Raw genomic sequence first — 22010 nt, forward strand, 5'->3', positions numbered from 1 at the left:
GCACCGTGGTTTTTAGCAAGGCAACTGTGTGCCCTACTCAGATTTATTTAAACGTGATACAACGCAAGAGGCGTTAGTCAAGTGGCAAAAAACAGTCGACTTGTTAGCGAAAATACTCTCAGCGCCTGCAGCATTTGTGGTACAAAAAAAACAAGACGGGTTTACCGTCATGATTTCCAGTACTCAAGCGCAAAACCCTTATCCTGCTGGTGGCTTTATTCCCCAAGAAACCAATATATTTTGTAAGCATGTCTTGGCTAACAATCGCAATCTTTACGAGCAACATGCCAGCTGCAATGCCAAATGGGATGATAATCCGGAAGTCGCCGAAGATGGCTTTGAATCTTATTTAGGCGTGCCCATTCACTGGCCGAATGGTAAGTCATTCGGCACTTTATGTGTAATGGACTTTAAGCCAACCGATTATGCTCCATCAATGATTGAATGTGTTGAGCACCTGCGCGATATGCTCGAAGATGACCTCGTCATGATTGAGCGTTACAGCAAAATCAAAGCGATTGCGATGCAAGACCCTTTAACCGAAGTGTTAAATCGTCGGGCGACGGAACTGCTCGGTGAACATAAACGTGACATAGCATTTAAGCTTGGCGCGTCGTTATACTGTATTTTTTTAGATTTGGATGGATTCAAACCCATCAACGACAGTTATGGTCATGAAGTTGGCGACCAAGTATTGCAATGCTTAGGTAAAGCGCTGAAGGAAATAAGCGGTGAAGATGACATCATTGGGCGCTATGGTGGCGATGAATTTATTGCTATGGTGCAACGGGTCAATGAAGATGACGTCCAAGACTTTATTTATCAAAGTGAAGCTGCATTTTACCAATCATTAAAGGCACAGCTGTTGCCCAAGTGTGGCTTTTCAGCGGGATTTGCCAAGTGCGACAGTAAATTTGAAAGCATGGCGAGCTTGTTCTCACGTGCCGACAAGCACATGTATCAACAAAAGCCACGCTAGTGCACAGTGGCTTGGGTTGAGATGATGGATTTTTACTGTGAAAATTATGGTCATCAAGTTGTTAAAATGGCCAAGATCAGAGAGAATATAGCAATCTTTGTTCGAATTTAGCGTGGCCGAGTTTTGGTTCGGTTACCAATGCCATAAGTAGAATTTCAATGTCAAATATGAGTATCTTGCAGGAAGTGTCGCGCAGACGCACTTTCGCGATCATTTCACACCCTGATGCGGGTAAAACCACCATTACCGAAAAAGTACTTTTATTCGGAAAGGCGTTACAAAAAGCAGGCACAGTTAAAGGTCGAGGTTCAAACCAACACGCCAAGTCTGACTGGATGGAAATGGAAAAAGAACGTGGTATCTCGGTAACCACTTCCGTGATGCAGTTTCCGTATAATGATGCCTTAGTCAACCTATTGGATACTCCTGGGCACGAAGACTTCTCGGAAGATACGTATCGTACGTTAACTGCGGTTGACTCATGTTTGATGGTGATCGATGCGGCAAAAGGTGTAGAGGATCGTACTCGTAAATTAATGGAAGTTACGCGTTTACGTGACACGCCAATTGTTACCTTTATGAACAAGTTGGACCGTGATATTCGTGACCCGATGGAGCTACTTGATGAAGTAGAAACCGAGCTGAACATCATGTGTGCGCCAGTTACTTGGCCAATTGGCTGTGGTAAAGAGTTTAAAGGTGTATATCACATTCACCGTGATGAAACGATTTTGTACCAAACTGGTCAAGGACATACAATTCAAGACAAGCGTATCATCAAAGGGCTTAATAACAGCGAACTTGATGCGGCTATAGGTGAAAGCCTCGCAGAGCAGCTGCGAGAAGAGCTTGAGCTGGTCATGGGTGCTTCACACGAGTTTGACCAAGAACTGTTTTTAACGGGCGAACTCACTCCAGTGTTCTTTGGTACGGCACTGGGTAACTTTGGTGTTGACCACATGCTTGATGGCTTAACCGAGTGGGCACCTACGCCACTGCCGCGTCAAACAGATGAACGTGAAGTAAAAGCGGACGAAGAAAAGTTCTCTGGTTTCGTGTTTAAGATCCAAGCAAATATGGATCCAAAACACCGTGACCGTATTGCCTTTATGCGAATTGTGTCGGGTAAATATACTCAAGGCATGAAAATGAATCATGTGCGTATTGGCAAACAAATCAGTATTGCAGATGCGGTAACCTTTATGGCAGGTGACCGTGAGCGTGCCCAAGAAGCCTTCGCGGGTGATATTATCGGTCTACACAACCATGGCACAATTCAAATCGGTGATACCTTTACCCAAGGGGAAACGCTTAAATTTAGTGGTATTCCAAACTTTGCACCGGAGTTATTCCGCCGTATTCGCCTAAAAGATCCATTGAAGCAAAAACAGCTACTCAAAGGTTTAGTGCAGCTTTCTGAAGAGGGTGCTGTACAGGTGTTTAGACCGCTTATCAACAACGACTTGATTGTTGGCGCGGTTGGTGTGCTGCAGTTTGACGTGGTTGTAGCGCGTTTGAAGTCTGAGTATAACGTTGATGCGATTTACGAGAGCGTAACAGTACAAACAGCACGCTGGGTAAGCTGTGATGATGAGAAGAAAATGGCTGAGTTCCGTCGTAAGTGTGAACAAAACTTAGCATTAGATGGTGGTGACAACCTCACGTACATCGCTCCAAGTCGCGTAAATCTGAATTTATCTATGGAGCGTTACCCTGACGTGAAGTTCCATGAAACTCGTGAACACTAATCGCTGCGCATTAAAGGAAAACAAATGAACATTAAAAGTATTTTAATTGAAAAGGCCAATGCAGCGATGCAAGCGGCTGGTATCCCTGAAGGTACAAACCCTGCGGTAACACAAAGCACGCGTCCACAGTTTGGTGATTACCAAATTAACGGTGCAATGGGAGCTGCAAAAGCATTAAAAACCAACCCACGAGAACTGGCGCAAAAAATAATCGATAACTTAGACGTTACAGATCTTGCGGATAAAACAGAAATAGCGGGCCCAGGTTTTATTAATATTCACCTCAAACCTGAGTTTTTAGCTACAAGCCTTGAAGCGGCAAATACGGATGCCAAGCTAGGGGTTGCAGAGCATGCGACACCTGACAAAGTCGTTGTGGACTTTTCTTCGCCAAACCTAGCTAAAGAGATGCACGTTGGTCACCTGCGCTCAACTATTATTGGTGATGCCGTTGTACGCGCCCTTGAGTTCCGTGGTGATACCGTTATTCGCCAAAACCACATGGGCGACTGGGGTACCCAGTTCGGTATGCTAATCGCACACTTAGAAGATTTGTTAAACCAAGGCGTTGATCTGGAAAATGTAGCACTTGCCGATTTAGAAAGCTTCTATCGTGATGCTAAAAAGCGTTTTGATGACGAAGCAGGTTTTGCCGATAAAGCTCGTGATTATGTAGTCAAACTACAAAGTGGTGATGCACATTGTAAAAAGCTATGGCAAATGTTTATCGACACGTCTGTTAAGCACTCAGAAGAAGTATACGGCAAGTTAAATGTTACGCTAACGCGTGATGACATCATGGCAGAAAGTGCCTACAACGACCGTCTTGCAGGTGTTATTACGCTACTAAAAGAGAAAGGCATTGCAGTAGAAGATCAGGGCGCTCAAGTCGTATTCCTTGATGAACTAGCAAATAAAGACGGTGAACCTTCTGTATTTATCGTGCAAAAATCAGGTGGTGGCTTCTTATATTCAACCACTGATCTTGCCGCCTGTGATTACCGCTCAAATGAGCTAGATGTTGACCGCATCCTAATTTTTGTTGATGCGCGTCAAGGGTTACACTTTAACCAAGTTGAGATCACTGCACGTAAAGCTGGGCTACTTAAAGATAAAACCAGCTATGAGCCAAGCTTGTTCGGTACTATGATGGGTAACGATGGTAAACCATTTAAAACCCGTACCGGTGGCACCGTTAAGCTATCGGATTTACTCGATGAAGCGGTAAGCCGAGCAACTGAAAAGCTTGCTGACAGAGCCTCTGATTTATCAGATGAAGCACGCCAAGAAATCGCTCGTAAGGTAGGGATCGGTGCGGTGAAATATGCTGACTTATCAAAGCATAGAACCAGCGACTATATCTTTAACTGGGATACAATGCTGAGCTTTGAAGGGGCAACAGCGCCATACTTACAGTATGCTTACACTCGCGTTCGCAGTATCTTCCGCAAAGCAAATGTCGATAGCACAAGTCTAACTGGTCGCATCCAAATTCAAGAGCCACAGGAAAAGGCACTTGCGCTTAAATTACTGCAACTGGAAGAAGTACTTGATCTGATGATCAGCGAAGCGACTCCACACGTACTATGTAGCTACTTATATGAGCTTGCCAGCTTGTATATGACATTCTATGAAGCGTGCCCAATTTTGAAAGAGGACGTGGCAGCAGAAGTACGCGAAAGCCGTCTGTTGCTTTGCAATCTAGTAGCTAATTCACTGAAAACAGGTCTAGACCTGCTAGGTATTGAAGTGATGGAGCAAATGTAAGTTCGTTTTAACTTGCATTAAGGTATACTAGAAGCCGCTTTATAGCGGCTTTTTTATACCAATTAGCTTCTTCATGATAAGCAAAAAGTAGGTGAAATCGGTATTATTAAGGAAATTGTGATGAAACTTGAAGATATTCGTAGAGAGTACACCAAAGATGGTTTGCGTCGTGAGATGCTAAAGGACACGCCAGTCGCGCAATTTGAACTGTGGCTTGAGCAGGCAATTGAAGCTAAATTTGCAGATCCGACAGCGATGGTAGTTGCAACTGTAGATGAAGATGGGCAGCCATCTCAGCGCATCGTATTGCTCAAACATGTTGATGAAAATGGCTTTGTCTTCTTTACTAATACCGGCTCAAGAAAGGCGCAAGAGCTAAAACAAAACAACAAGATCTGTTTGCATTTCCCATGGCATGAGATTGAGCGTCAGGTAATTGTTTATGGGGAAGCACAACCATTGCCAACTAGCCGTGTTGCCAAGTATTTTTTGTCACGGCCTAAAGAAAGCCAGCTTGCTGCATGGGCGTCTCAACAATCACGCCCGGTATCATCGCGTCAAGCATTAATGCAAACTTTTAGTAGCATGAAAGACAAGTTTGCTAAAGGCGAAATACCACTTCCTGATTTTTGGGGCGGTTATTGTGTTGTGCCCACCAAAATTGAGTTTTGGCAAGGGGGAGAACACCGCCTTCATGACCGTTTTATGTATGTGAAACAAGCTGATGGCAGCTGGGAAATTGAGCGACTCAACCCATAAAATTGCTTTTATAGATAGCCACTGCCACCTTGATTTTAGTGAGTTGGCAGCGGGCTTAGCCACGCATATAAAAGCCGCCCAAAGCGCGGGGGTTGAACGTTTTATAGTACCAGGTGTTACGCTTACTCAGTCGCAACGACTGCTTGAATTTAAAACTGATCACCCGGAATGCGCGATTGCAGCGGGTCTGCATCCTTATTTTATCGACAAACACCACGATAGTGATATGGCAAAACTTGCCCAGCACGCCAAGCTTAACCGTGCACAGCTGTGTGCCATTGGAGAGTGTGGCATAGACGCGACTTGTGAAGCGCTAGCGCAGCAAGTTTCGCTCTTTGAAGCGCATGTTAGGCTGAGTAATTTGCTTGAGTTGCCACTTATTGTCCACCACCGTAAGAGTCATCATCTGATAGCCGCAGTGTTTAAGCGCATTAAGCCAAAATTTGGTGGGGTGATCCATGCTTTCTCAGGCTCAAAACAACAAGCTGAATATTATATCAGTCAGGGTTTTAAGCTTGGAGTTGGAGGGACTATCACGTATCCAAGGGGTGAAAAAACAGCACAGATCATCTCACAATTGCCACTTGAAAGCTTAGTACTCGAAACCGATGCTCCATCCATGCCGCTGAATGGGTATCAAGGAAAGGTTAATACGCCCAAGCGCGTAGTTGAAGTATTTGAAAAGCTCTGTGAATACCGCCCTGAAACACCAAACTTGTTGGGTGCCATGCTTTATCAAAATACCAAACAGTTATTTGGTATAAGTTGACAATACTGGCATAAACCAAGGTTGATGCTGTAATACCAATTTGCTTAATTAAATGGTCTATTTTGAGGCGAGAAAATCTTGTCGATAACTAGGCAAAAATTTTGCTATTTAGTTGTTCTAAATGAGAAATTTTTAACGCTGTTAGCGTCAGATTTACTCCTTCAAATTGAGCAAGTATTAAGTTAAATTGGTATAAATACCCATTACGATAGGCATTCACAGCAAATATATACAGGGTCAGGTTATCGGGCAAACGTACTCTTTGTGACGGTATAAAACATCCTTATCAGCAATAAATAAGAGGTAAAAGCGCCGTTGTTGACTACAACTTTTACGCCTTATTTATATACCAAACCGCGATGGTTACGTTAACTGCTGGTTGATGATATTAATCATCTCCTCGCCATATTGATGGATAAAAAAGTGTCCACCGTCAAAATATTTGTAGGTACAAGGTTGAGCGGTGAGCGCTTGCCAAGCCAAAATATGTTCATCTAAAATCTCATCCTCTACACCGTGAAATACGTGAATCGGAGTTGGAAGGGCATGTTGCTCGGCAACATAGGTATCGGCAATCTTGAAATCCGCTCGCAGAAGTGGAATTAACAATTCCATCAACTCAGCATTGTCTAGTACCTCTTTCGGTGTGCCATTTAAATCCCGTAACTTTGCTATAAAGGCATCATGAGGAAGGTCATGTAAATATTTTTTATTCGATGTGCAGTGTGGTGCTCGGCTGGCAGAGGCAAAGACTTTACTAGGTAAAGGAAGCCCCAAAGTGTGTAGCTCGCAAGCGAGAGCATAAGAAATACGACTACCAAGACTGTGACCAAAAAACGCGTAGGGCTTACTGGTAATAAAGTCTTTATACAGTAATAGCTCCTCTATCACTTCAGGCATATTATCGATTGCAGGCTCCATGAGTCTTGCCCCTCTACCTGGCAATTGCACAAAGACCAGCTCTATATGGGTATTAGCCTGTTCAATCCACGGGGTAAAAATCGTGGAAGAGCCTCCCGCATAAGGAAAGCAAAATAGCCTTAGAGTGGCATTCGGGTTTGGTTTTGGAATGATAAAAAGTTTATTGTTCATATCCTTTGTCTTTGGAATTTATATAAATTACCATTGATATTATCAAGTTATTTACAATAGTAATAGTGTTAGCCTTGAATCAATGTCGATTTGGCGACCCAAGTGTTTTTACTTTCTTGCGAATTTTGCGTTTGACTTCCCAACCTTTTAATCCCCTACCAATTTGCCACGTAAATACCATCGTGATAATCAACATGAGTAACACCACTCTGCCTAGCTCGTGAAAGTGAGCATGGCTTTGTGACATCGCAGCTTCGGTTAAATATACCATGTTAACAAAGCCCAATGGTTGGCCTGTTGGGGTATAAACTGGTTCAGAAATAATACTTTTTGTTTTACTTAAACCAGGAAGTGTTTGAGTCAATTGTTGGTACTGCGTGGGCGCTGTGTTACCGTCATTACCAACAACAAAGCGTCCTTGAAAGTCATAAATAGAAACTTGTAAAACAAAGTCATCACCAGCTAAGTGGTTAGCGAGCGCACTTAATCTTGGGTAATCATTACGTGAAAGTGGTAAGGCAGCATTTTTTGCTAGTTGCTTGGTCAAGCTGCGCGCTGTGAGGTCAGCGCCATTGTGCAATAACCTATGCGATTCAAAGCTGGTGTTAAAAGCAAGCCAAGTAACCATAACCAAGCAGATAGCGGCGATACACAAACGCAACAGTCTGCGTCCTCGAGATGAATTTAGGGCTTCTAGGACATGTAAATTTTTCATATTTATCAAATATTACCTGCTTTTACCGAGCATAGATACTGACAGTTAAGCGCAATCGTGTTAAAAATCGCCTTAACGCTATCAAGGAGCAACTTATGCCGTCAATCATTCAATTAGGCGATATTGAGCTAAAAACACCTATTCGCACAATGATGTCGCTGGGGCAGTGGTATCATTATCAAAATAACACAAGTCTCTCGCAAGTAAATCCGCCGCTTGCTAATACTTGGCAAACACTTTGTTTTTTTGGTGAAGAGATAGCTAGTGAGCACTTGATAAAATTAGCTAAGTTTATTGCTGAGTTTACCGCGCAGCCTATTTATGTGTGTGCCTATCAACCACATAAATCGCTGCCTGTGGCGCTGGCCTTTAGCATTGATACCTCACATTTGCCTACTAAGGCACAGGTTAGGGCTGTGGCTGATGCGTTACATCTACAGGGTGCAATTATAAGCCAAGCACCAACGCTTGAGCGCCCTGGGTTGTTGGTGATGGATATGGACTCAACCGCAATTCAAATCGAATGTATTGATGAGATTGCAAGATTGGCTGACAGGTTTGATGAAGTGGCAACTATCACAGCGCAGGCCATGGCGGGGAGCCTTTCGTTTGCACAAAGCCTACATCGTCGTGTCGCCTCCCTTGAAGGTGTGAAGCTATCGCAGATCCAAGCGTTAAAGGAAAACCTCCCATTGATGCCTGGTATTGCAGTGCTGTGCCAATCATTAAAACAGCATGGCTGGTCTTTAGCCATTGCCTCCGGTGGTTTTACTTGGTTTGCAGAAGCGCTAATCGCACCGTTACAGCTCGACGCTGTTTTTGCTAATACCTTAGAAGTGGCTAACGAGCAGCTAACTGGCAAAGTGTTAGGAGAGATAGTGGATGCCGATAAAAAGGCGAAAGTGCTTGAGCAGTTAGCAGGCCAGTTAAGTATACCTATGGCGCAAACAGTCGCTATTGGTGATGGCGCAAATGATCTGGTTATGATGGCAAAAGCACAGCTCGGTGTAGCCATTCACGGCAAGCCAAAAGTGGTTGAACAGGCTGACGCCGCTATTTGTGAAGGCTCACTGCTACAGCTGCTATATTTGCTTGGGGTGCCGAATTAATATACGATTTGTAACGTAATAAAGAGTAATGTTTTATTTGTTGATTTTTTGTTTCTGTTTGTTACTATCTGCGCTATTAGGTTCACAGATGGCATAGAAGCAAAGCGTGCAAGGCATGACTCATTTACTGCTTCTTTAACATTCGTATAGTAACGATATCATGTTAGGGATATAACAGCGTTGTTTTTCTTTAAAAATAGTATAACAGGGGATGACCTTCGCGCGCTAAGAAAACGAAAGGGAGTCACCATGCAACAAATGGCAGATAAAATTGGTGTTTCTCTCAGGACGATAGAAAATTGGGAGACAGATGTTGGCCAGCCACGAATAAACCAATTTTTAGAAATATGTATTTATTGTTCGGTTGATATCAAAGGGCTTATCGCTCAAATTCGACAGAGTGAAGCGGAACAAAAAGACTTAAAAAAATAGGAATTAACGATGAAGAATTTAATGTCGGTATTTCTTGCTCGTTTATTGGGGTGTCATACATTGCAAGAAAGTAAACTGCATCAACTTCGGCTTGTTGAGGTAGACGTTAAGCTTGTTTATGGCGGAAGTGGTACAGAAAATGGTGGCCGACCCAAACAAGTCAAAGAAGATTCAACTAATGGGTAATGGAATTGAGTTTTTACAGGTAAAGTATGAAATATTTATTAGCACTTCTTTTTATTCCTTTTAGTATCTTTTATTTCAACTCTCAGCTTGACCAAGTAGTTATGTTGACAGCAATAGCAATAGTTGGTCTTGTCTATTTCTCAGATACTAATATTCGTCATATCTGTATATTACTCTTTGTTACTCATCTACTGGGGTTTTCTTTTTTCCATTTTGAACTGTTTGCACTTAGCGACGAGTCTATTCAAGTTTGGAAAAATAATCGTATATATCTCATTCATTTTCTAACTGATGTAGTGATGTTTTTATTAATAGCCACTAGGCCGATTTTGTCCCGAAACTGGTTGACTAGAAAAGGTAAAGAAACAAAAGAGGTCTTAATGACCAATGCTGATATGGCATTGATGACAGTGTTTCTTTTATTTATATGTATAGATTTACTAGCCATGGCAGAAAATTTGATTCGTAATTTAGAATATCTGGGAGTAAACGAAGAGTTTGCCAAGCAGTTTTGGGGTTGGGATTGGGTGTTTTATAATTATTCTTCAATCAAGAGTATTTTATTAGGCCTCGAACTCGCTGCTGTTTTGTCAATCACCACTAAAATGGCCAGACAAAACTTTACCAGAAGAAAAGCCGCTGCCTAGCTGTACAAAGTCAACATGGCTGGACTTTACGTTTTCAATCTAAAGTCTAGCCTCTTTCCTATTACCAGTACTTCTATGAGTGCCCCAGGCGCTTCTACACATGCTAAAAAGCTAAAACCTTAGACCAAGTAAATTGGTTGAAATCGACCAGTATACAAAGCAAGCGCGCTACCAGCGGCCCATTTGTATTCGTCTTGGGAGGCTGCGCCATTGTTCAAATTGAGACTCAATATGCGCATTGTGGCTACGAAAGAGTGTTTCAATATTTTGCGCAGGTACAATATTGCAAGGATTACTACCTTCTTGAAGCAAGTATTCAAAAAAAGCGTTACTGTTGTTCTCAATCATAAATCCAGTGAATAGATAGGTGTTAGCGTAAAGGGTTGTATTTTGCAGCGTTTGCCATTGGTCTTCGCTGTTGAACAAAGTGCTGATATCAAGTTTTGTATAGTGTGTGCGCAGCAGGCCTTGTTGCGTTAGCCAGTCCTCAGTTGAGTTGTAGATCGTAAATCGACCCGTCTCATTTATTCTAAGGTGCTCAAAATACTCCGCTATGCCTTCCGTTACCCACCTAGGTGTTAAGCCAAAATAATAAAATACCAGCGCATGCACTGACTCATGCAGTAATGTTCTTAAGGTTTGTTCATCGCTACCACCACCATTAACAAACCCTTGGTTTTGAAACAAAAAATACATCCCAGCAGTACCACTAGGCTCGACATTACGGGCAAGAAGTAACTCGTTATACTCATCATCGTTGGCTGCAATATACATATTTAGCTGGATAGGACTGAGCGCTTTTTTTTGTGCCGATTGATTGATAAAGTGCTGAAATAGCAGGTAGACCACTTGGAGTACTTGCTGTGCTTGGGCACGGGCTTGTGGATTAAGTTCTTTACCTGTTAGCTGTAATTGCAGCTGTTGGTTGTTTTGGGACTGCGCGTTTAACGAAAACACTTTATTTTTTAAAGTTGCGCAAGTTGGCGTTGTCATGCCGCTAAACATATTAACCACATCACTGTGGCCTGTCAGGTGTTCCAGTACTTGCTCTGGCTTTTTCGTGGGCACTCTTTGAGTAACTCGTTGAGTAACTCGTTGAGTGTTTAGCTGCGGTTTGTATGTCGGTACATGAGAGGGGTCTATTACAGCACGAAGTTTATTGGTTTGGATCTCCAATTGTTCGCCAAGCTCTTGTAATAAAGACTTGGGCGAGTCTTTCGATGCGCTAGGGTAAATTAGTACCAGCAAAAAGAATAGGAATATAATAAGTAGCAGTGCAACCAGTCCTCGCCAAATCAAAGTCGTTTCCTTTGTAATATCCCCAAAAGCGCTTTTGTTATACTGTTCCTTGGTTGTCTTGGCAACCGCTAATTAATACTAATTTGACTTAATACTTGCTCAATTTGAATGAGTAAATCTGACGCTAACCGCGTTAAAGATTTCTTATTTAGAACAACTAAATAGCAAAATTTTTGCCTTGCCTACAAGATGTAGATACCTCGGCGTGAGTAGGACGCGGAAGCGGTGTCATCGACAAGATTTTCTCGCCTCAAAATAGACCACTTAATTAAGAAAATTGGTATAAATGGTTCTTTTTTCTCAATAATGTACCCATAACAAAAATTGTCGCCTATACTCTTTCTAAAAATAAATAGGCGTGCAGATGAAAGCAGTTTGGTTGATAGTGATACTGGTTTGTATCAGTTGCAATGCGAGAGCGCTTGAAGCTCATGTAAACATTACCACTGGACAGTGGCCGCCTTATTTAGATCAGGCACAACAAGACCAAGGATGTGTGGCCAAGGTAATAAGAGACGCATTTGCACTTTCAAATATCAAAGTGCGGTTTTTATTCATGCCTTGGGAGCGAGCATATCAAGAAGGGATGAAAGCTTCCTATATTGGCAGTGCTTATTGGTATTACAGTGAGCAACGTAGCCGAGACTATCACTATACTGAGTATCCACTGACAGAAGAAACCGCGCGATTTTATCACCATAAAACACTTGATTTTCAGTTTACTAGTTACGCCGATCTAAAGCCGCATAAGTTGTTACTAAACCGGGGTTTAACTTATCCTAAAGCTTTACTAGACGCTATTGATACGTATGCAATAAAAACATCCTATGCGACTTATACAAGTAAGAATATTGCACTTATTTTAAGAGAGCGCGCCGATATTATGATCATGGATGAAAAGTCAGCTAAGGCTTATCTAAAGGAGCTCCCTGTTGACGATGCAAAGTTATTGGTCGCCCAACCCGAGCCAGCCTTTGTGCAGCATGGGTATTTACTTATCAACAAACACCATAGTGAATATTTGGCACCATACAACAGGGGATTAAAGACTTTGTTAAGTGATATGGATTATGTTGCGCGTTTTAAAGCGCATTGTGAACGTGCGCTTGAATCATAACTGTCTTCTATAAAGCTATCCTCATTAAATCTTTATCTGGTCTGACCATTTAAATCACCTTTTAAATTTTCGTGATTCTTGGTTAAAGTTTATGCACTTTAACTGTTGTTTTTACACTCAGTTTATTATTGAATTGAGCTGAATTTTGACAGTTGTCATGGATTTTGATAACGTATTGTGCAAATTTGGTATGACCAATTTACCTATGAAGTTAATTCTTACCAAATTGATTAAAATAAGTCAGCGAGCTGGCTAGGTCACATCATAAAAAATTGGCGTTATTTCAATGTCTTTAAAGATTAAAGCAGCAAAACTATCGGACGTAATACTAGAACAGCTTGAGAATATGATCCTCGAGGGCTCGTTATTACCGGGTGAAAAGTTGCCGCCTGAGCGTGAGCTAGCTAAGCAATTTGAAGTGTCGCGTCCATCACTACGTGAGGCTATCCAGAAATTGGAAGCAAAGGGGCTTGTAACCCGTCGTCAAGGTGGTGGTACGTATGTTAAGAATCAGCTCGAAGAGGGGCTAACTGATCCATTATTCGACTTGATCAGTAAACACCCTGAATCTCAGTTCGATTTACTTGAGTTCCGTCATGCACTAGAGGGCATTGCAGCCTACTATGCGGCGCTCAGGGGCACAGAGAATGACTTTGCAAAGGTACAACAAAGCTTTGACAACATAGCACAGATAGGTGATGACCTGATGCAAAAGGCAAGGGCAATTAATGCTTTTCACTTTGCCGTTGCAGAAGCGTCGCACAACGTCGTCCTGCTTCATCTTGTAAAAGGGATGCAGTCATTGCTTGAGCAAAACGTGTTGCAAAACTTAACCGTCTTGGTGCAAAAATCAGACGTCAGTGAGCAGCTCGGTGAGCACAGAAAGTTGTTATTAGATGCGGTGATCAATGGTAACCCTGAACAAGCAAGACTTGCTAGTAACGCCCACTTAGCCTTTATCGAAGAAGCGTTATTAGAAGCCGGTAAAGAGCGCTCGCGAATAGAGCGTTCACTGCGTAGAACTAAGCAGCAGTAATCGGGCTTGATTCAGTAAGAATTGGCACAAATAGAATAAATTCGTATTTTAAACATAAGGAACACTCCATATGTCTGAAGTCAATAAAATTGACGTAGACGCGCTAGAAACCCAAGAATGGTTACAGGCGCTTGAGTCGGTCGTAAAAGAAGAAGGCGTAGAGCGCGCTCAGTTCTTGTTAGAGCAAGTATTAGAGCAAGCGCGTCTTGATGGCGTAGATATGCCAACAGGCACTACGACTAACTATGTCAACACTATCCCAGCAGATCAAGAGCCTGCGTATCCAGGGGATGTGAACCTTGAGCGCCGTATTCGCTCTATCATCCGTTGGAATGCGATTATGATCGTACTTCGTGCGTCGAAGAAAGATCTTGAGCTGGGCGGGCATATGGCCTCTTACCAGTCGTCAGCTGCATTCTATGAAATGTGTTTCAACCACTTCTTCCGTGCACCAAACGAGAAGGACGGTGGTGACTTAGTGTATTACCAAGGCCACATTTCTCCGGGCATTTATGCTCGTGCATTTGTTGAAGGCCGCCTAAGCGCTGAACAGCTAGACAACTTCCGTCAGGAAGTAGATGGTAACGGTATTTCTTCATACCCACACCCTAAATTAATGCCTGAATTCTGGCAGTTCCCAACGGTTTCTATGGGTCTAGGTCCAATCGCGTCTATCTATCAAGCGCGCTTCCTTAAATACCTAGATGGCCGTGGTCTAAAAGACACCTCTGAGCAACGCGTTTATGCCTTCCTTGGTGATGGTGAAATGGACGAGCCAGAATCACGTGGTGCAATTTCATTCGCTGCCCGTGAAAAGCTAGACAACCTATGTTATCTAATCAACTGTAACCTACAGCGTCTTGACGGCCCAGTAATGGGTAACGGTAAGATCATTCAGGAGCTAGAGGGCCTATTTAAAGGTGCTGGCTGGAACGTGATCAAAGTGGTTTGGGGTTCTGGTTGGGACAAGCTACTTGCTAAAGATACCACAGGTAAATTACTACAACTGATGAACGAAACAGTTGATGGCGATTACCAAACCTACAAATCAAAAGATGGTGCGTTCGTACGCGAGCACTTCTTTGGTCGTTACCCAGAAACCGCAGCATTGGTTGCTGATATGACTGACGAAGAAATCTTCGCGTTGAAGCGTGGTGGTCATGAGCCATCTAAGCTATTCGCGGCGTTTAAAGCAGCACAAGAAACCAAAGGTCGTCCAACAGTTATCTTAGCTAAAACCGTAAAAGGTTACGGCATGGGTGCTGCGGCTGAAGGTAAGAACATTGCTCACCAAGTTAAGAAAATGGACATGACGCACGTAGCGCATCTACGTTCACGTCTAGGCCTAGATGACTTAGTGTCTGACGAGCAATTACAAGACCTACCATACTTAACGCTGGAAGAGGGCTCAAAAGAACACGAGTATTTACATGCTCGCCGTAACGCGCTGCACGGTTACACGCCTAAGCGTCTGCCTAACTTCACAGAAGCATTAACGCTACCTGAGCTAGATGCGTTTAAACCACTACTTGAAGAGCAAAAACGTGATATTTCAACAACGATGGCTTACGTTCGTGCACTAAATATCTTGTTGAAAGATAAGAGTATTGGTAAAAATATCGTACCTATTATTGCTGACGAAGCACGTACTTTTGGTATGGAAGGTTTATTCCGTCAAATCGGTATTTACAACCCACATGGCCAAAACTACAAGCCTGAAGACCGCGATATTGTTTCTTACTACAAAGAAGCAACCTCTGGTCAGGTACTACAAGAAGGTATCAATGAGTTAGGTGCAATGTCTTCATGGGTGGCTGCGGCAACGTCATACAGCACCAACGACTTACCAATGATCCCGTTCTATATCTACTACTCAATGTTTGGTTTCCAACGTGTAGGTGATATGGCGTGGATGGCGGGCGATCAACAAGCGCGCGGCTTCCTACTTGGTGCAACCGCTGGTCGTACAACGCTAAATGGTGAAGGTCTACAGCACGAAGACGGTCACTCGCACATTCAAGCAGGTACGGTGCCGAACTGTATTTCTTACGACCCAACGTTTGCATTTGAAGTAGCGGTTATTTTGCAAGATGGTATCCGCCGTATGTACGGTCCAGAGCAAGAGAACGTGTTCTACTACCTAACGCTCATGAACGAAAACTACCATCAACCTGCAATGCCAGAAGGCGCTGAAGAAGGTATTCGTAAGGGTATTTACAAGCTTGAAAGCCACACTGGCGACAAAGCACAGGTTCAGTTAATGGGCTCGGGTACTATCTTGAACGAAGTACGTAAAGCGGCGCAAATTCTAAGCGACGACTACGGTATCGGTTCTGATGTATTCTCTGTAACGTCATTCAACGAGCTTGCTCGTGACGGTCAAGATGCTGAGCGCTTTAACATGCTAAATCCAGAAGCAGAGCAAAAAGTACCTTATATCACGAGTGTACTTGGTGATGCGCCAGCAATTGCAGCTACCGATTATATGAAAAACTATGCTGATCAAGTACGTGCATTTATGCCGAGCGCATCTTACAAAGTACTTGGCACAGACGGCTACGGTCGTTCAGACAGCCGTGAAAACCTACGTCGTCACTTTGAAGTGAACGCAGGTTACGTAGTAGTTGCTGCACTTGGTGAGCTAGTTAAGCAAGGCAAGATTGAAAAATCAGCTGTGACTGACGCTATCAAGAAATTTGATATCGACACCACCAAAACTAACCCACTTTACGCATAAGAGGACGAGTAATGGCAATCGAAATTCATGTTCCAGATATTGGTGCCGATGAGGTTGAAGTAACCGAGATCCTAGTAAGCGTAGGTGACACGGTTGCAGAAGAGCAATCGCTTATCACGGTTGAAGGCGACAAAGCGTCAATGGAAGTACCTGCCTCTGTGGCAGGTACGGTGAAAGAAATCAAAATAGCCGAAGGCGATAAAGTCTCGACTGGTTCTTTGATTATGGTGTTTGAAGCAGCAGGTGAAGAAACAGCTGCAGAACAGCCAGCGGAAGAAGCCAAGCCACAAACCAGCACTTCAGGTCAAACAGAAGTGAAAGAAGTTCATATACCAGATATTGGTGGCGATGAAGTTGAAGTCACAGAAATCTTAGTGGCAGCTGGTGATGTTGTTGAAGAAGAGCAGTCACTTATCACGGTTGAAGGCGACAAGGCTTCAATGGAAGTACCAGCACCATTTGCTGGTACTATCAAAGAGGTGAAAATCAACGCGGGTGACAAAGTGTCAACGGGTTCATTGATCTTCACTTTTGAAGTTGCTGGTAGCGGTGATGCGCCAGCAGCTTCTGAAGCGCAAGCACCAGCACAGGAACAAGCGCCAGCAGCATCAGCTGAAAAAGAAGTACACGTACCAGACATCGGTGGTGATGAAGTTGAAGTCACTGAGATCATGGTTGCTGTAGGCGATAGCGTTGAAGAAGAGCAATCGCTTATCACGGTTGAAGGCGACAAAGCCTCAATGGAAGTGCCAGCACCGTTCGCAGGTACGATTAAAGCCATCAAAGTTAATGCTGGCGATAAAGTATCAACGGGTTCTTTAATCTTCGTATTCGAAGTGAAAGGCGCGGCACCTGCACCTCAGGCAGCAGCTAAAGCTGAAGAAAAGCCAGCGCAATCAGCGGCTCCAGCAGCGAAATCTGAAGCTCCAAAAGCATCGGCACAAAAAGATGATTTTGTGGCCAATGATCAATATGCTCACGCATCACCAGTAGTACGTCGTTTAGCACGTGAATTTGGGGTTAACCTAGCTCGCGTTAAAGGTACAGGTCGTAAGAACCGTGTACTAAAAGAAGACGTACAAAACTACGTGAAAGAGCTGGTTAAGCAAGTTGAGTCTGGTCAAGTCGCAAAAGGTGGCAACACTGGCGGCGGTGAACTTGGTCTTATTCCTTGGCCAAAAGTTGACTTCAGCAAGTTTGGTGAAGTTGAAGAGAAGAAGCTTTCTCGTATCAACAAGCTATCAGGTGCAAACCTTCACCGTAACTGGGTACAAATCCCACATGTTACACAGTTTGACGAAGCCGATATCACTGAGCTTGAAGCGTTCCGTAAAGAACAGAACGTACTTGCAGAGAAGAAGAAAATGGGTGTGAAGATCACGCCATTAGTATTCGTGATGAAAGCCGCTGCAAAAGCACTAGAAGACTTCCCAACGTTTAACTCTTCACTATCTGAAGATGGTGAGAGCTTAATTCTGAAGAAGTATGTTCATATCGGTATCGCAGTTGATACACCAAATGGTCTTGTAGTTCCTGTTGTTCGCGACGTGAATAAAAAAGGCATCATTGAGTTATCACGCGAATTGATGGAAATCTCTAAGAAAGCACGTGATGGTAAGCTGACATCTTCTGACATGCAGGGTGGCTGTTTCACTATCTCAAGCCTTGGCGGGATCGGCGGTACGGCGTTTACGCCAATCGTTAATGCTCCTGAAGTGGCGATTCTTGGTGTGTCTAAGTCAGACTTCAAACCAAAATGGAATGGTAAAGAGTTTGAGCCGCGCCTAATGGTGCCGCTAAGCTGTTCATACGACCATCGTGTCATTGACGGCGCACTAGCAGCTCGCTTTACTGTGACTCTTGCAAACTACCTAAGCGATATTCGCCAGTTAGTAATGTAAGAATAGAAACCGCATCACTTAGGTGATGCGGTTTTCTTGTATTTTATTGTTCCGCTTGATATTTAGGCGGGACAATAGAGAGTGTGAATGATACACTTTCGAGCAATAATAACTCTCTCTGCCCTGTGCCCCGAATCGGGTGTTTGGCAGGCACTTTGGGTCGGCTACTCTTAACGAGTAAACCCGTTCAAATAACAGTTAAGGTAATAACATGAGCAACGAAATCAAAACTCAAGTTGTTGTACTAGGCGGTGGTCCTGGTGGTTACTCTGCGGCATTCCGTGCAGCAGACTTAGGTTTAGACGTTACACTAATCGAATCTCGTGACACGCTAGGTGGTGTGTGCTTGAACGTTGGTTGTATCCCTTCAAAAGCCCTTCTTCACGTTGCAAAGGTAATTGACGATGCAGCTGAAATGGCTTCTCACGGTGTTTCTTTCGGTGCTCCACAAATCGACCTAGACAAAATCCGTTCATGGAAAGAGTCTGTAATTGGTCAACTAACTGGCGGTCTTAGCGGTATGGCTAAGATGCGTAAAGTTACTGTCGTTAACGGCTACGGTAAGTTCACAGGTTCTAACACCATTGCGGTTGAAGGTGCTGACGGCGCGAAAACAGTAACTTTCGATAATGCAATCATTGCAGCAGGTTCTCAGCCTGTAAGCCTACCTTTTATCCCTGAAGATGAGCGTATCATTGATTCTACTGGTGCACTTGAGCTTAAAGACGTACCTGAAAAGCTACTTGTACTAGGTGGTGGTATCATTGGTCTTGAGATGGGTACTGTTTACCGTGCATTAGGTTCAGCGATTGATGTAGTTGAGTTTGCTGATCAACTAGTACCTGCGGCTGACAAAGACGTTATCAAGATTTACCAAAAGTACGTTAAAGACAAGTTTAACGTGATGCTTTCTACTAAGGTTGTTGCTGTTGAAGCGAAAGAAGACGGTATCTATGTATCTTTCGAAGGCAAGCAAGCGCCAGAAGGCCAAGTTCGTTATGACAAAGTACTAGTTGCTGTTGGTCGTACACCGAATGGTAAGCTAATCGACGCAGACAAAGCGGGCGTAAATGTTGATGAGCGTGGCTTCATCAACACTGACAAGCAAATGAAAACCAACGTTGATCACATCTTCGCTATCGGTGACATCGTAGGCCAGCCTATGCTTGCGCACAAAGCGGTTCATGAAGGTCACGTTGCTGCTGAAGTTATCTCTGGTAAGAAGCACTACTTCGATCCTAAATGTATTCCTTCAATTGCATACACAGATCCAGAAATCGCTTGGGTTGGTGTGACAGAGAAAGAAGCAAAAGAGCAAGGTCTAAGCATTGAAACTGCGGTATTCCCATGGGCGGCTTCTGGTCGTGCGATTGCTTCTGCACGTACTGAAGGTTCAACTAAGCTTATCTTTGATAAAGAGTCAGGCCGTGTGATCGGTGGTGCTATGGTTGGTATCAATGCTGGTGAAATGCTTGGTGAAATCGGCCTAGCAGTAGAGATGGGTGCTGATGGTGAAGACCTAGCGCTTACTATCCACGCTCACCCAACGCTAAACGAGTCAATCGGTCTAGCTGCTGAAATATTTGAAGGTTCAATTACTGACCTACCAAACAAAAAAGCCGTGAAGAAAAAGTAAGTTTTCTGAGCTTTTGAAAAACCCAGCCTTGCGCTGGGTTTTTTGTTTTTGGTGCGCTAGGTTTTAACTCGCGCCTTATAATACCAATTTTCTTAATTAAGTGGTCTATTTTGAGGTGAGAAAATCTGTCGATAACACCGCTTCCGCGTCCTGCTATCGCCAAGGTACCTACATCCGTGTAGGCAAGGCAAAAATTTTGCTATTTAGTTGTGCTAAATAAGAAATTTTTAACGCTGTTAGCGTCAGATTTACTCCTTCAAATTGAGCAAGCATTAAGTCAAATTGGTATAACCTTGGCAGCGCAGCGTCTAAGCAGTATGCTTAGATAAGGGGCAAAGGGGTTGAGTTATACATGGAACAAATTGAGATATTTGAGATCCCAAGTCCGTGTAAGGGGATCTGTCAGGTAAATAATCGCGGTTATTGTGTGGGGTGTTATCGTAGTAGAGAAGAGCGCTTTGCATGGAATTCATTAAATAATGAGCAAAAGCGTAAGGTGATTGCATTATGTCAGCAGCGCTATAAACGATACCTACAACGTAAAGCGAAAGCGGGGCAGGGAGACGAGCAAGGAGGAGAAAACTTTAAATTTGATATTTAGCCTTGAGCATATCTATCACACCTTTTTGCTCAAACTCTGAGAGCTTTTTTTTGATAAGAGGTAGTAATGTGGCATGCCTTTTATGCACAAAATGAAAACTTTCAACTACTTCTAAGTCCTTTATTTGCAAGTTGTCTTCATTAATATTTCGCAGGTGAGGTTTTAAATGAAAATCGAGGAGCAAAGCGCCTTCGACTTGTCTCTGCATGACTAAATTAAGCTGAGCAACCACGCTTTTTACATTGATGATATACGCATCAGCGCCATGCTTGTTCAAGTAGGTGCTGGCAACGGGATAACCACTGCGGATAGTGAGAGACTTTAGGTTGTTTAGTGCACAATCACTGCATAGAGTGAATAACTGCAATGTAAATTGGAATAAAGGATAGTCTACACGCCTGAGGTTTGGGTAATCATCCTCGATACTTGCCACTCGACCAAGTTGGCCATCTAAATTACCGGCATTTGCCGCTATCAGAGAGCTTTTATGATTGAACTCCTCAAGTCTCATCTCAATGCCGAGCTCTTTATAAACCATCTCCATCAACTCAATGACATATAACGCTTGTGGTGTTTGAGGCGGTTTGTTGAATCTCATTACTTTTGGTATTTCACTTGCGGTACAAGTAACGGACAAAACGACAAGGACTAAACACAGGAGTGTAGCTTTCAATCTGGCTCCTTTTAAATGCTACAAATGGTTACTCTGCGTTCGATTATACATACTTTATTGTATAAAGGCATACCTTGTTGGGGGAGAGGAGAAATTTTTGCTGCTGTCCCACGAAGTCATTATGATAAACTATAGTCATCCGTAATTTACTTCGAATAGCACGATGAGCCATAACTTGTGTTTATTGCCAAGGCAAGAAAAGTATCAGATCCAGCTTGAATATGAAGCGTCATTTTGGGCTTACCAAATAAAGCGTGGCAAAAAAAGTCGCGAAGCAATCTATGATGCGATTAATCAACGCCCTCTCTCTGAGCAAGACATATTAAAGCAAAAGTTTGAATACTATCTCAGTTTGATGCTTGCCTGATGTATAACATAGAGCGCTTAGCGCCTATCATGACTCCTTTGGTGAATAAGTTTTATGATGCACATGGAGCAAGAGGAAGAGCGGCAAAGCATGATCTTGTTTGGGTCGTCAAAGACACCACTGGTATTATAGCTGCATGTCGATTGCAACCAGTAGCAGAACACTGGTTGCTAGTAGGTGTGTATGTTAGCCAGTCGTGGCGTGGTCGGGGTATTGCAAAGGCACTTATTACTGACGCGTTGAGCCAGTTTCAAGGAGCTAATCCACATAGTCCAGTTTATACTTTCGCATATACCCATCTACGCTCCTTTTACCTCACGCTGGGGTTTTGTGATAAGGCACAACCGCTTCCCGATGAACTTGCGTCACGCTTGGCGAGTTATCTTGGACAAAATCGTCAACTCGTGGCAATGTATTACGCCTAGTTAACAACTTTGGCT

Annotated in this window: 21 protein-coding genes; 17 read left to right on the top strand and 4 right to left on the bottom strand. The window is 43.3% G+C overall.

Going from position 1 to position 22010, the window contains the following annotated elements:
* Nucleotides 1-28: 28 nt before the first annotated feature.
* The 5 genes from F9Y84_RS22490 (at nucleotide 29) to F9Y84_RS00905 (ending at nucleotide 6022) form a co-directional block, all read left to right on the top strand.
* Nucleotides 29-979 carry a sensor domain-containing diguanylate cyclase gene (locus F9Y84_RS22490; RefSeq protein WP_147388817.1) on the top strand — a complete coding sequence of 317 codons (951 nt, stop codon included), beginning with the start codon at nucleotides 29-31 and terminating at the stop codon, nucleotides 977-979.
* 158 nt (nucleotides 980-1137) lie between these two features.
* Nucleotides 1138-2727, top strand: coding sequence for a peptide chain release factor 3 (prfC, locus tag F9Y84_RS00890; RefSeq protein ID WP_147388818.1), 1590 nt, complete (start codon nucleotides 1138-1140; stop codon nucleotides 2725-2727).
* Nucleotides 2728-2751: 24 nt separating this feature from the next.
* Nucleotides 2752-4494 (top strand): arginine--tRNA ligase, encoded by a 1743-nt coding sequence (gene argS / locus F9Y84_RS00895; RefSeq protein WP_125250490.1) that lies wholly within the window; start codon nucleotides 2752-2754, stop codon nucleotides 4492-4494.
* A 117-nt stretch (nucleotides 4495-4611) separates the two neighbouring features.
* Nucleotides 4612-5253 (top strand): pyridoxamine 5'-phosphate oxidase, encoded by a 642-nt coding sequence (gene pdxH, locus F9Y84_RS00900; RefSeq protein ID WP_206644506.1) that lies wholly within the window; start codon nucleotides 4612-4614, stop codon nucleotides 5251-5253.
* The gene (locus F9Y84_RS00905) at nucleotides 5219-6022 is read left to right on the top strand and encodes a TatD family hydrolase (protein WP_147388819.1); all 804 of its coding nucleotides are present in this window, start codon (nucleotides 5219-5221) and stop codon (nucleotides 6020-6022) included. The genes pdxH and F9Y84_RS00905 overlap by 35 nt, the downstream gene beginning before the upstream one ends.
* A gap of 363 nt (nucleotides 6023-6385) precedes the next feature.
* Here F9Y84_RS00905 and F9Y84_RS00910 read toward each other — a convergent pair whose 3' ends face one another.
* Together F9Y84_RS00910 and F9Y84_RS00915 are read right to left on the bottom strand one after the other, a co-directional pair.
* Entirely contained in the window at nucleotides 6386-7114 is a 729-nt protein-coding gene (locus F9Y84_RS00910) for a thioesterase II family protein (RefSeq protein WP_147391366.1), read from the bottom strand.
* Between the two features lie 79 nt (nucleotides 7115-7193).
* Nucleotides 7194-7829 (bottom strand): AhpA/YtjB family protein, encoded by a 636-nt coding sequence (locus F9Y84_RS00915; RefSeq protein ID WP_147391367.1) that lies wholly within the window; start codon nucleotides 7827-7829, stop codon nucleotides 7194-7196.
* Between the two features lie 95 nt (nucleotides 7830-7924).
* On the opposite strand from F9Y84_RS00915, the gene serB reads away from it, so the two are divergent.
* The 4 genes from serB to F9Y84_RS00935 all read left to right on the top strand — a co-directional run bounded on the left by serB (nucleotide 7925) and on the right by F9Y84_RS00935 (nucleotide 10203).
* Complete coding sequence (serB, locus tag F9Y84_RS00920; protein WP_147391368.1) at nucleotides 7925-8938, top strand: phosphoserine phosphatase SerB; 1014 nt, start codon at nucleotides 7925-7927, stop codon at nucleotides 8936-8938.
* Between the two features lie 180 nt (nucleotides 8939-9118).
* The gene (locus F9Y84_RS00925; RefSeq protein ID WP_147391369.1) at nucleotides 9119-9370 is read left to right on the top strand and encodes a helix-turn-helix domain-containing protein; all 252 of its coding nucleotides are present in this window, start codon (nucleotides 9119-9121) and stop codon (nucleotides 9368-9370) included.
* 9 nt (nucleotides 9371-9379) lie between these two features.
* Nucleotides 9380-9556, top strand: coding sequence for a hypothetical protein (locus F9Y84_RS00930; protein ID WP_167508308.1), 177 nt, complete (start codon nucleotides 9380-9382; stop codon nucleotides 9554-9556).
* 26 nt (nucleotides 9557-9582) lie between these two features.
* Entirely contained in the window at nucleotides 9583-10203 is a 621-nt protein-coding gene (locus F9Y84_RS00935; protein WP_147391370.1) for a hypothetical protein, read from the top strand.
* 168 nt (nucleotides 10204-10371) lie between these two features.
* On the opposite strand, the gene F9Y84_RS00940 is transcribed toward F9Y84_RS00935, so the two are convergent.
* A complete protein-coding gene (locus F9Y84_RS00940) occupies nucleotides 10372-11502 on the bottom strand; it encodes a DUF1570 domain-containing protein (protein WP_147391371.1) in 1131 nt (376 codons plus the stop codon).
* A gap of 364 nt (nucleotides 11503-11866) precedes the next feature.
* On the opposite strand from F9Y84_RS00940, the gene F9Y84_RS00945 reads away from it, so the two are divergent.
* From F9Y84_RS00945 to F9Y84_RS00970, 6 genes are all read left to right on the top strand, one after another.
* On the top strand, nucleotides 11867-12619 hold the full coding sequence (locus F9Y84_RS00945; RefSeq protein WP_147391222.1) for a substrate-binding periplasmic protein: 753 nt from the start codon (nucleotides 11867-11869) through the stop codon (nucleotides 12617-12619).
* A gap of 286 nt (nucleotides 12620-12905) precedes the next feature.
* Nucleotides 12906-13655, top strand: a complete 750-nt coding sequence (gene pdhR, locus F9Y84_RS00950; protein ID WP_125250480.1) for a pyruvate dehydrogenase complex transcriptional repressor PdhR — start codon at nucleotides 12906-12908, stop codon at nucleotides 13653-13655.
* 70 nt (nucleotides 13656-13725) lie between these two features.
* Nucleotides 13726-16392 (top strand): pyruvate dehydrogenase (acetyl-transferring), homodimeric type, encoded by a 2667-nt coding sequence (aceE, locus tag F9Y84_RS00955; RefSeq protein WP_147391223.1) that lies wholly within the window; start codon nucleotides 13726-13728, stop codon nucleotides 16390-16392.
* A gap of 11 nt (nucleotides 16393-16403) precedes the next feature.
* On the top strand, nucleotides 16404-18293 hold the full coding sequence (aceF, locus tag F9Y84_RS00960; RefSeq protein WP_147391224.1) for a pyruvate dehydrogenase complex dihydrolipoyllysine-residue acetyltransferase: 1890 nt from the start codon (nucleotides 16404-16406) through the stop codon (nucleotides 18291-18293).
* 211 nt (nucleotides 18294-18504) lie between these two features.
* Nucleotides 18505-19929 (top strand): dihydrolipoyl dehydrogenase, encoded by a 1425-nt coding sequence (lpdA, locus tag F9Y84_RS00965; protein WP_125250477.1) that lies wholly within the window; start codon nucleotides 18505-18507, stop codon nucleotides 19927-19929.
* Between the two features lie 352 nt (nucleotides 19930-20281).
* Nucleotides 20282-20530 carry a DUF1289 domain-containing protein gene (locus F9Y84_RS00970; RefSeq protein ID WP_147391274.1) on the top strand — a complete coding sequence of 83 codons (249 nt, stop codon included), beginning with the start codon at nucleotides 20282-20284 and terminating at the stop codon, nucleotides 20528-20530.
* Here F9Y84_RS00970 and F9Y84_RS00975 read toward each other — a convergent pair.
* A complete protein-coding gene (locus F9Y84_RS00975; RefSeq protein WP_225740755.1) occupies nucleotides 20514-21203 on the bottom strand; it encodes a type 2 periplasmic-binding domain-containing protein in 690 nt (229 codons plus the stop codon). The two genes, F9Y84_RS00970 and F9Y84_RS00975, sit on opposite strands and share 17 nt — an antisense overlap.
* Before the next feature lie 163 nt (nucleotides 21204-21366).
* Here F9Y84_RS00975 and F9Y84_RS00980 point away from each other — a divergent pair, with 163 nt between their 5' ends.
* Entirely contained in the window at nucleotides 21367-21570 is a 204-nt protein-coding gene (locus F9Y84_RS00980) for a DUF3283 family protein (protein WP_125250475.1), read from the top strand.
* On the top strand, nucleotides 21570-21995 hold the full coding sequence (locus F9Y84_RS00985) for a GNAT family N-acetyltransferase (RefSeq protein WP_147391275.1): 426 nt from the start codon (nucleotides 21570-21572) through the stop codon (nucleotides 21993-21995). Before F9Y84_RS00980 ends, F9Y84_RS00985 begins: the two co-directional genes overlap by 1 nt.
* The last annotated feature ends 15 nt before the right edge of the window (nucleotides 21996-22010 follow it).

Origin of the sequence: Pseudoalteromonas peptidolytica (assembly GCF_012641745.1) — a bacterium.
Lineage (GTDB): Bacteria > Pseudomonadota > Gammaproteobacteria > Enterobacterales > Alteromonadaceae > Pseudoalteromonas > Pseudoalteromonas peptidolytica.

What these genes read in the sequence shown, in the direction of transcription:
- F9Y84_RS00970 (WP_147391274.1), top strand. Translation starts at nt 20,282, where the DNA reads ATGGAACAAATTGAGATATTTGAGATCCCAAGTCCGTGTAAGGGGATC.
- F9Y84_RS00935 (WP_147391370.1), top strand. Translation starts at nt 9,583, where the DNA reads ATGAAATATTTATTAGCACTTCTTTTTATTCCTTTTAGTATCTTTTAT.
- lpdA (WP_125250477.1), top strand. Translation starts at nt 18,505, where the DNA reads ATGAGCAACGAAATCAAAACTCAAGTTGTTGTACTAGGCGGTGGTCCT.
- pdhR (WP_125250480.1), top strand. Translation starts at nt 12,906, where the DNA reads ATGTCTTTAAAGATTAAAGCAGCAAAACTATCGGACGTAATACTAGAA.
- serB (WP_147391368.1), top strand. Translation starts at nt 7,925, where the DNA reads ATGCCGTCAATCATTCAATTAGGCGATATTGAGCTAAAAACACCTATT.
- F9Y84_RS00985 (WP_147391275.1), top strand. Translation starts at nt 21,570, where the DNA reads ATGTATAACATAGAGCGCTTAGCGCCTATCATGACTCCTTTGGTGAAT.
- F9Y84_RS00915 (WP_147391367.1), bottom strand. Translation starts at nt 7,829, where the DNA reads ATGAAAAATTTACATGTCCTAGAAGCCCTAAATTCATCTCGAGGACGC.
- F9Y84_RS00930 (WP_167508308.1), top strand. Translation starts at nt 9,380, where the DNA reads ATGAAGAATTTAATGTCGGTATTTCTTGCTCGTTTATTGGGGTGTCAT.
- F9Y84_RS00905 (WP_147388819.1), top strand. Translation starts at nt 5,219, where the DNA reads ATGGCAGCTGGGAAATTGAGCGACTCAACCCATAAAATTGCTTTTATA.
- F9Y84_RS00910 (WP_147391366.1), bottom strand. Translation starts at nt 7,114, where the DNA reads ATGAACAATAAACTTTTTATCATTCCAAAACCAAACCCGAATGCCACT.
- F9Y84_RS00980 (WP_125250475.1), top strand. Translation starts at nt 21,367, where the DNA reads ATGAGCCATAACTTGTGTTTATTGCCAAGGCAAGAAAAGTATCAGATC.
- prfC (WP_147388818.1), top strand. Translation starts at nt 1,138, where the DNA reads ATGTCAAATATGAGTATCTTGCAGGAAGTGTCGCGCAGACGCACTTTC.
- argS (WP_125250490.1), top strand. Translation starts at nt 2,752, where the DNA reads ATGAACATTAAAAGTATTTTAATTGAAAAGGCCAATGCAGCGATGCAA.
- aceF (WP_147391224.1), top strand. Translation starts at nt 16,404, where the DNA reads ATGGCAATCGAAATTCATGTTCCAGATATTGGTGCCGATGAGGTTGAA.
- aceE (WP_147391223.1), top strand. Translation starts at nt 13,726, where the DNA reads ATGTCTGAAGTCAATAAAATTGACGTAGACGCGCTAGAAACCCAAGAA.
- F9Y84_RS00945 (WP_147391222.1), top strand. Translation starts at nt 11,867, where the DNA reads ATGAAAGCAGTTTGGTTGATAGTGATACTGGTTTGTATCAGTTGCAAT.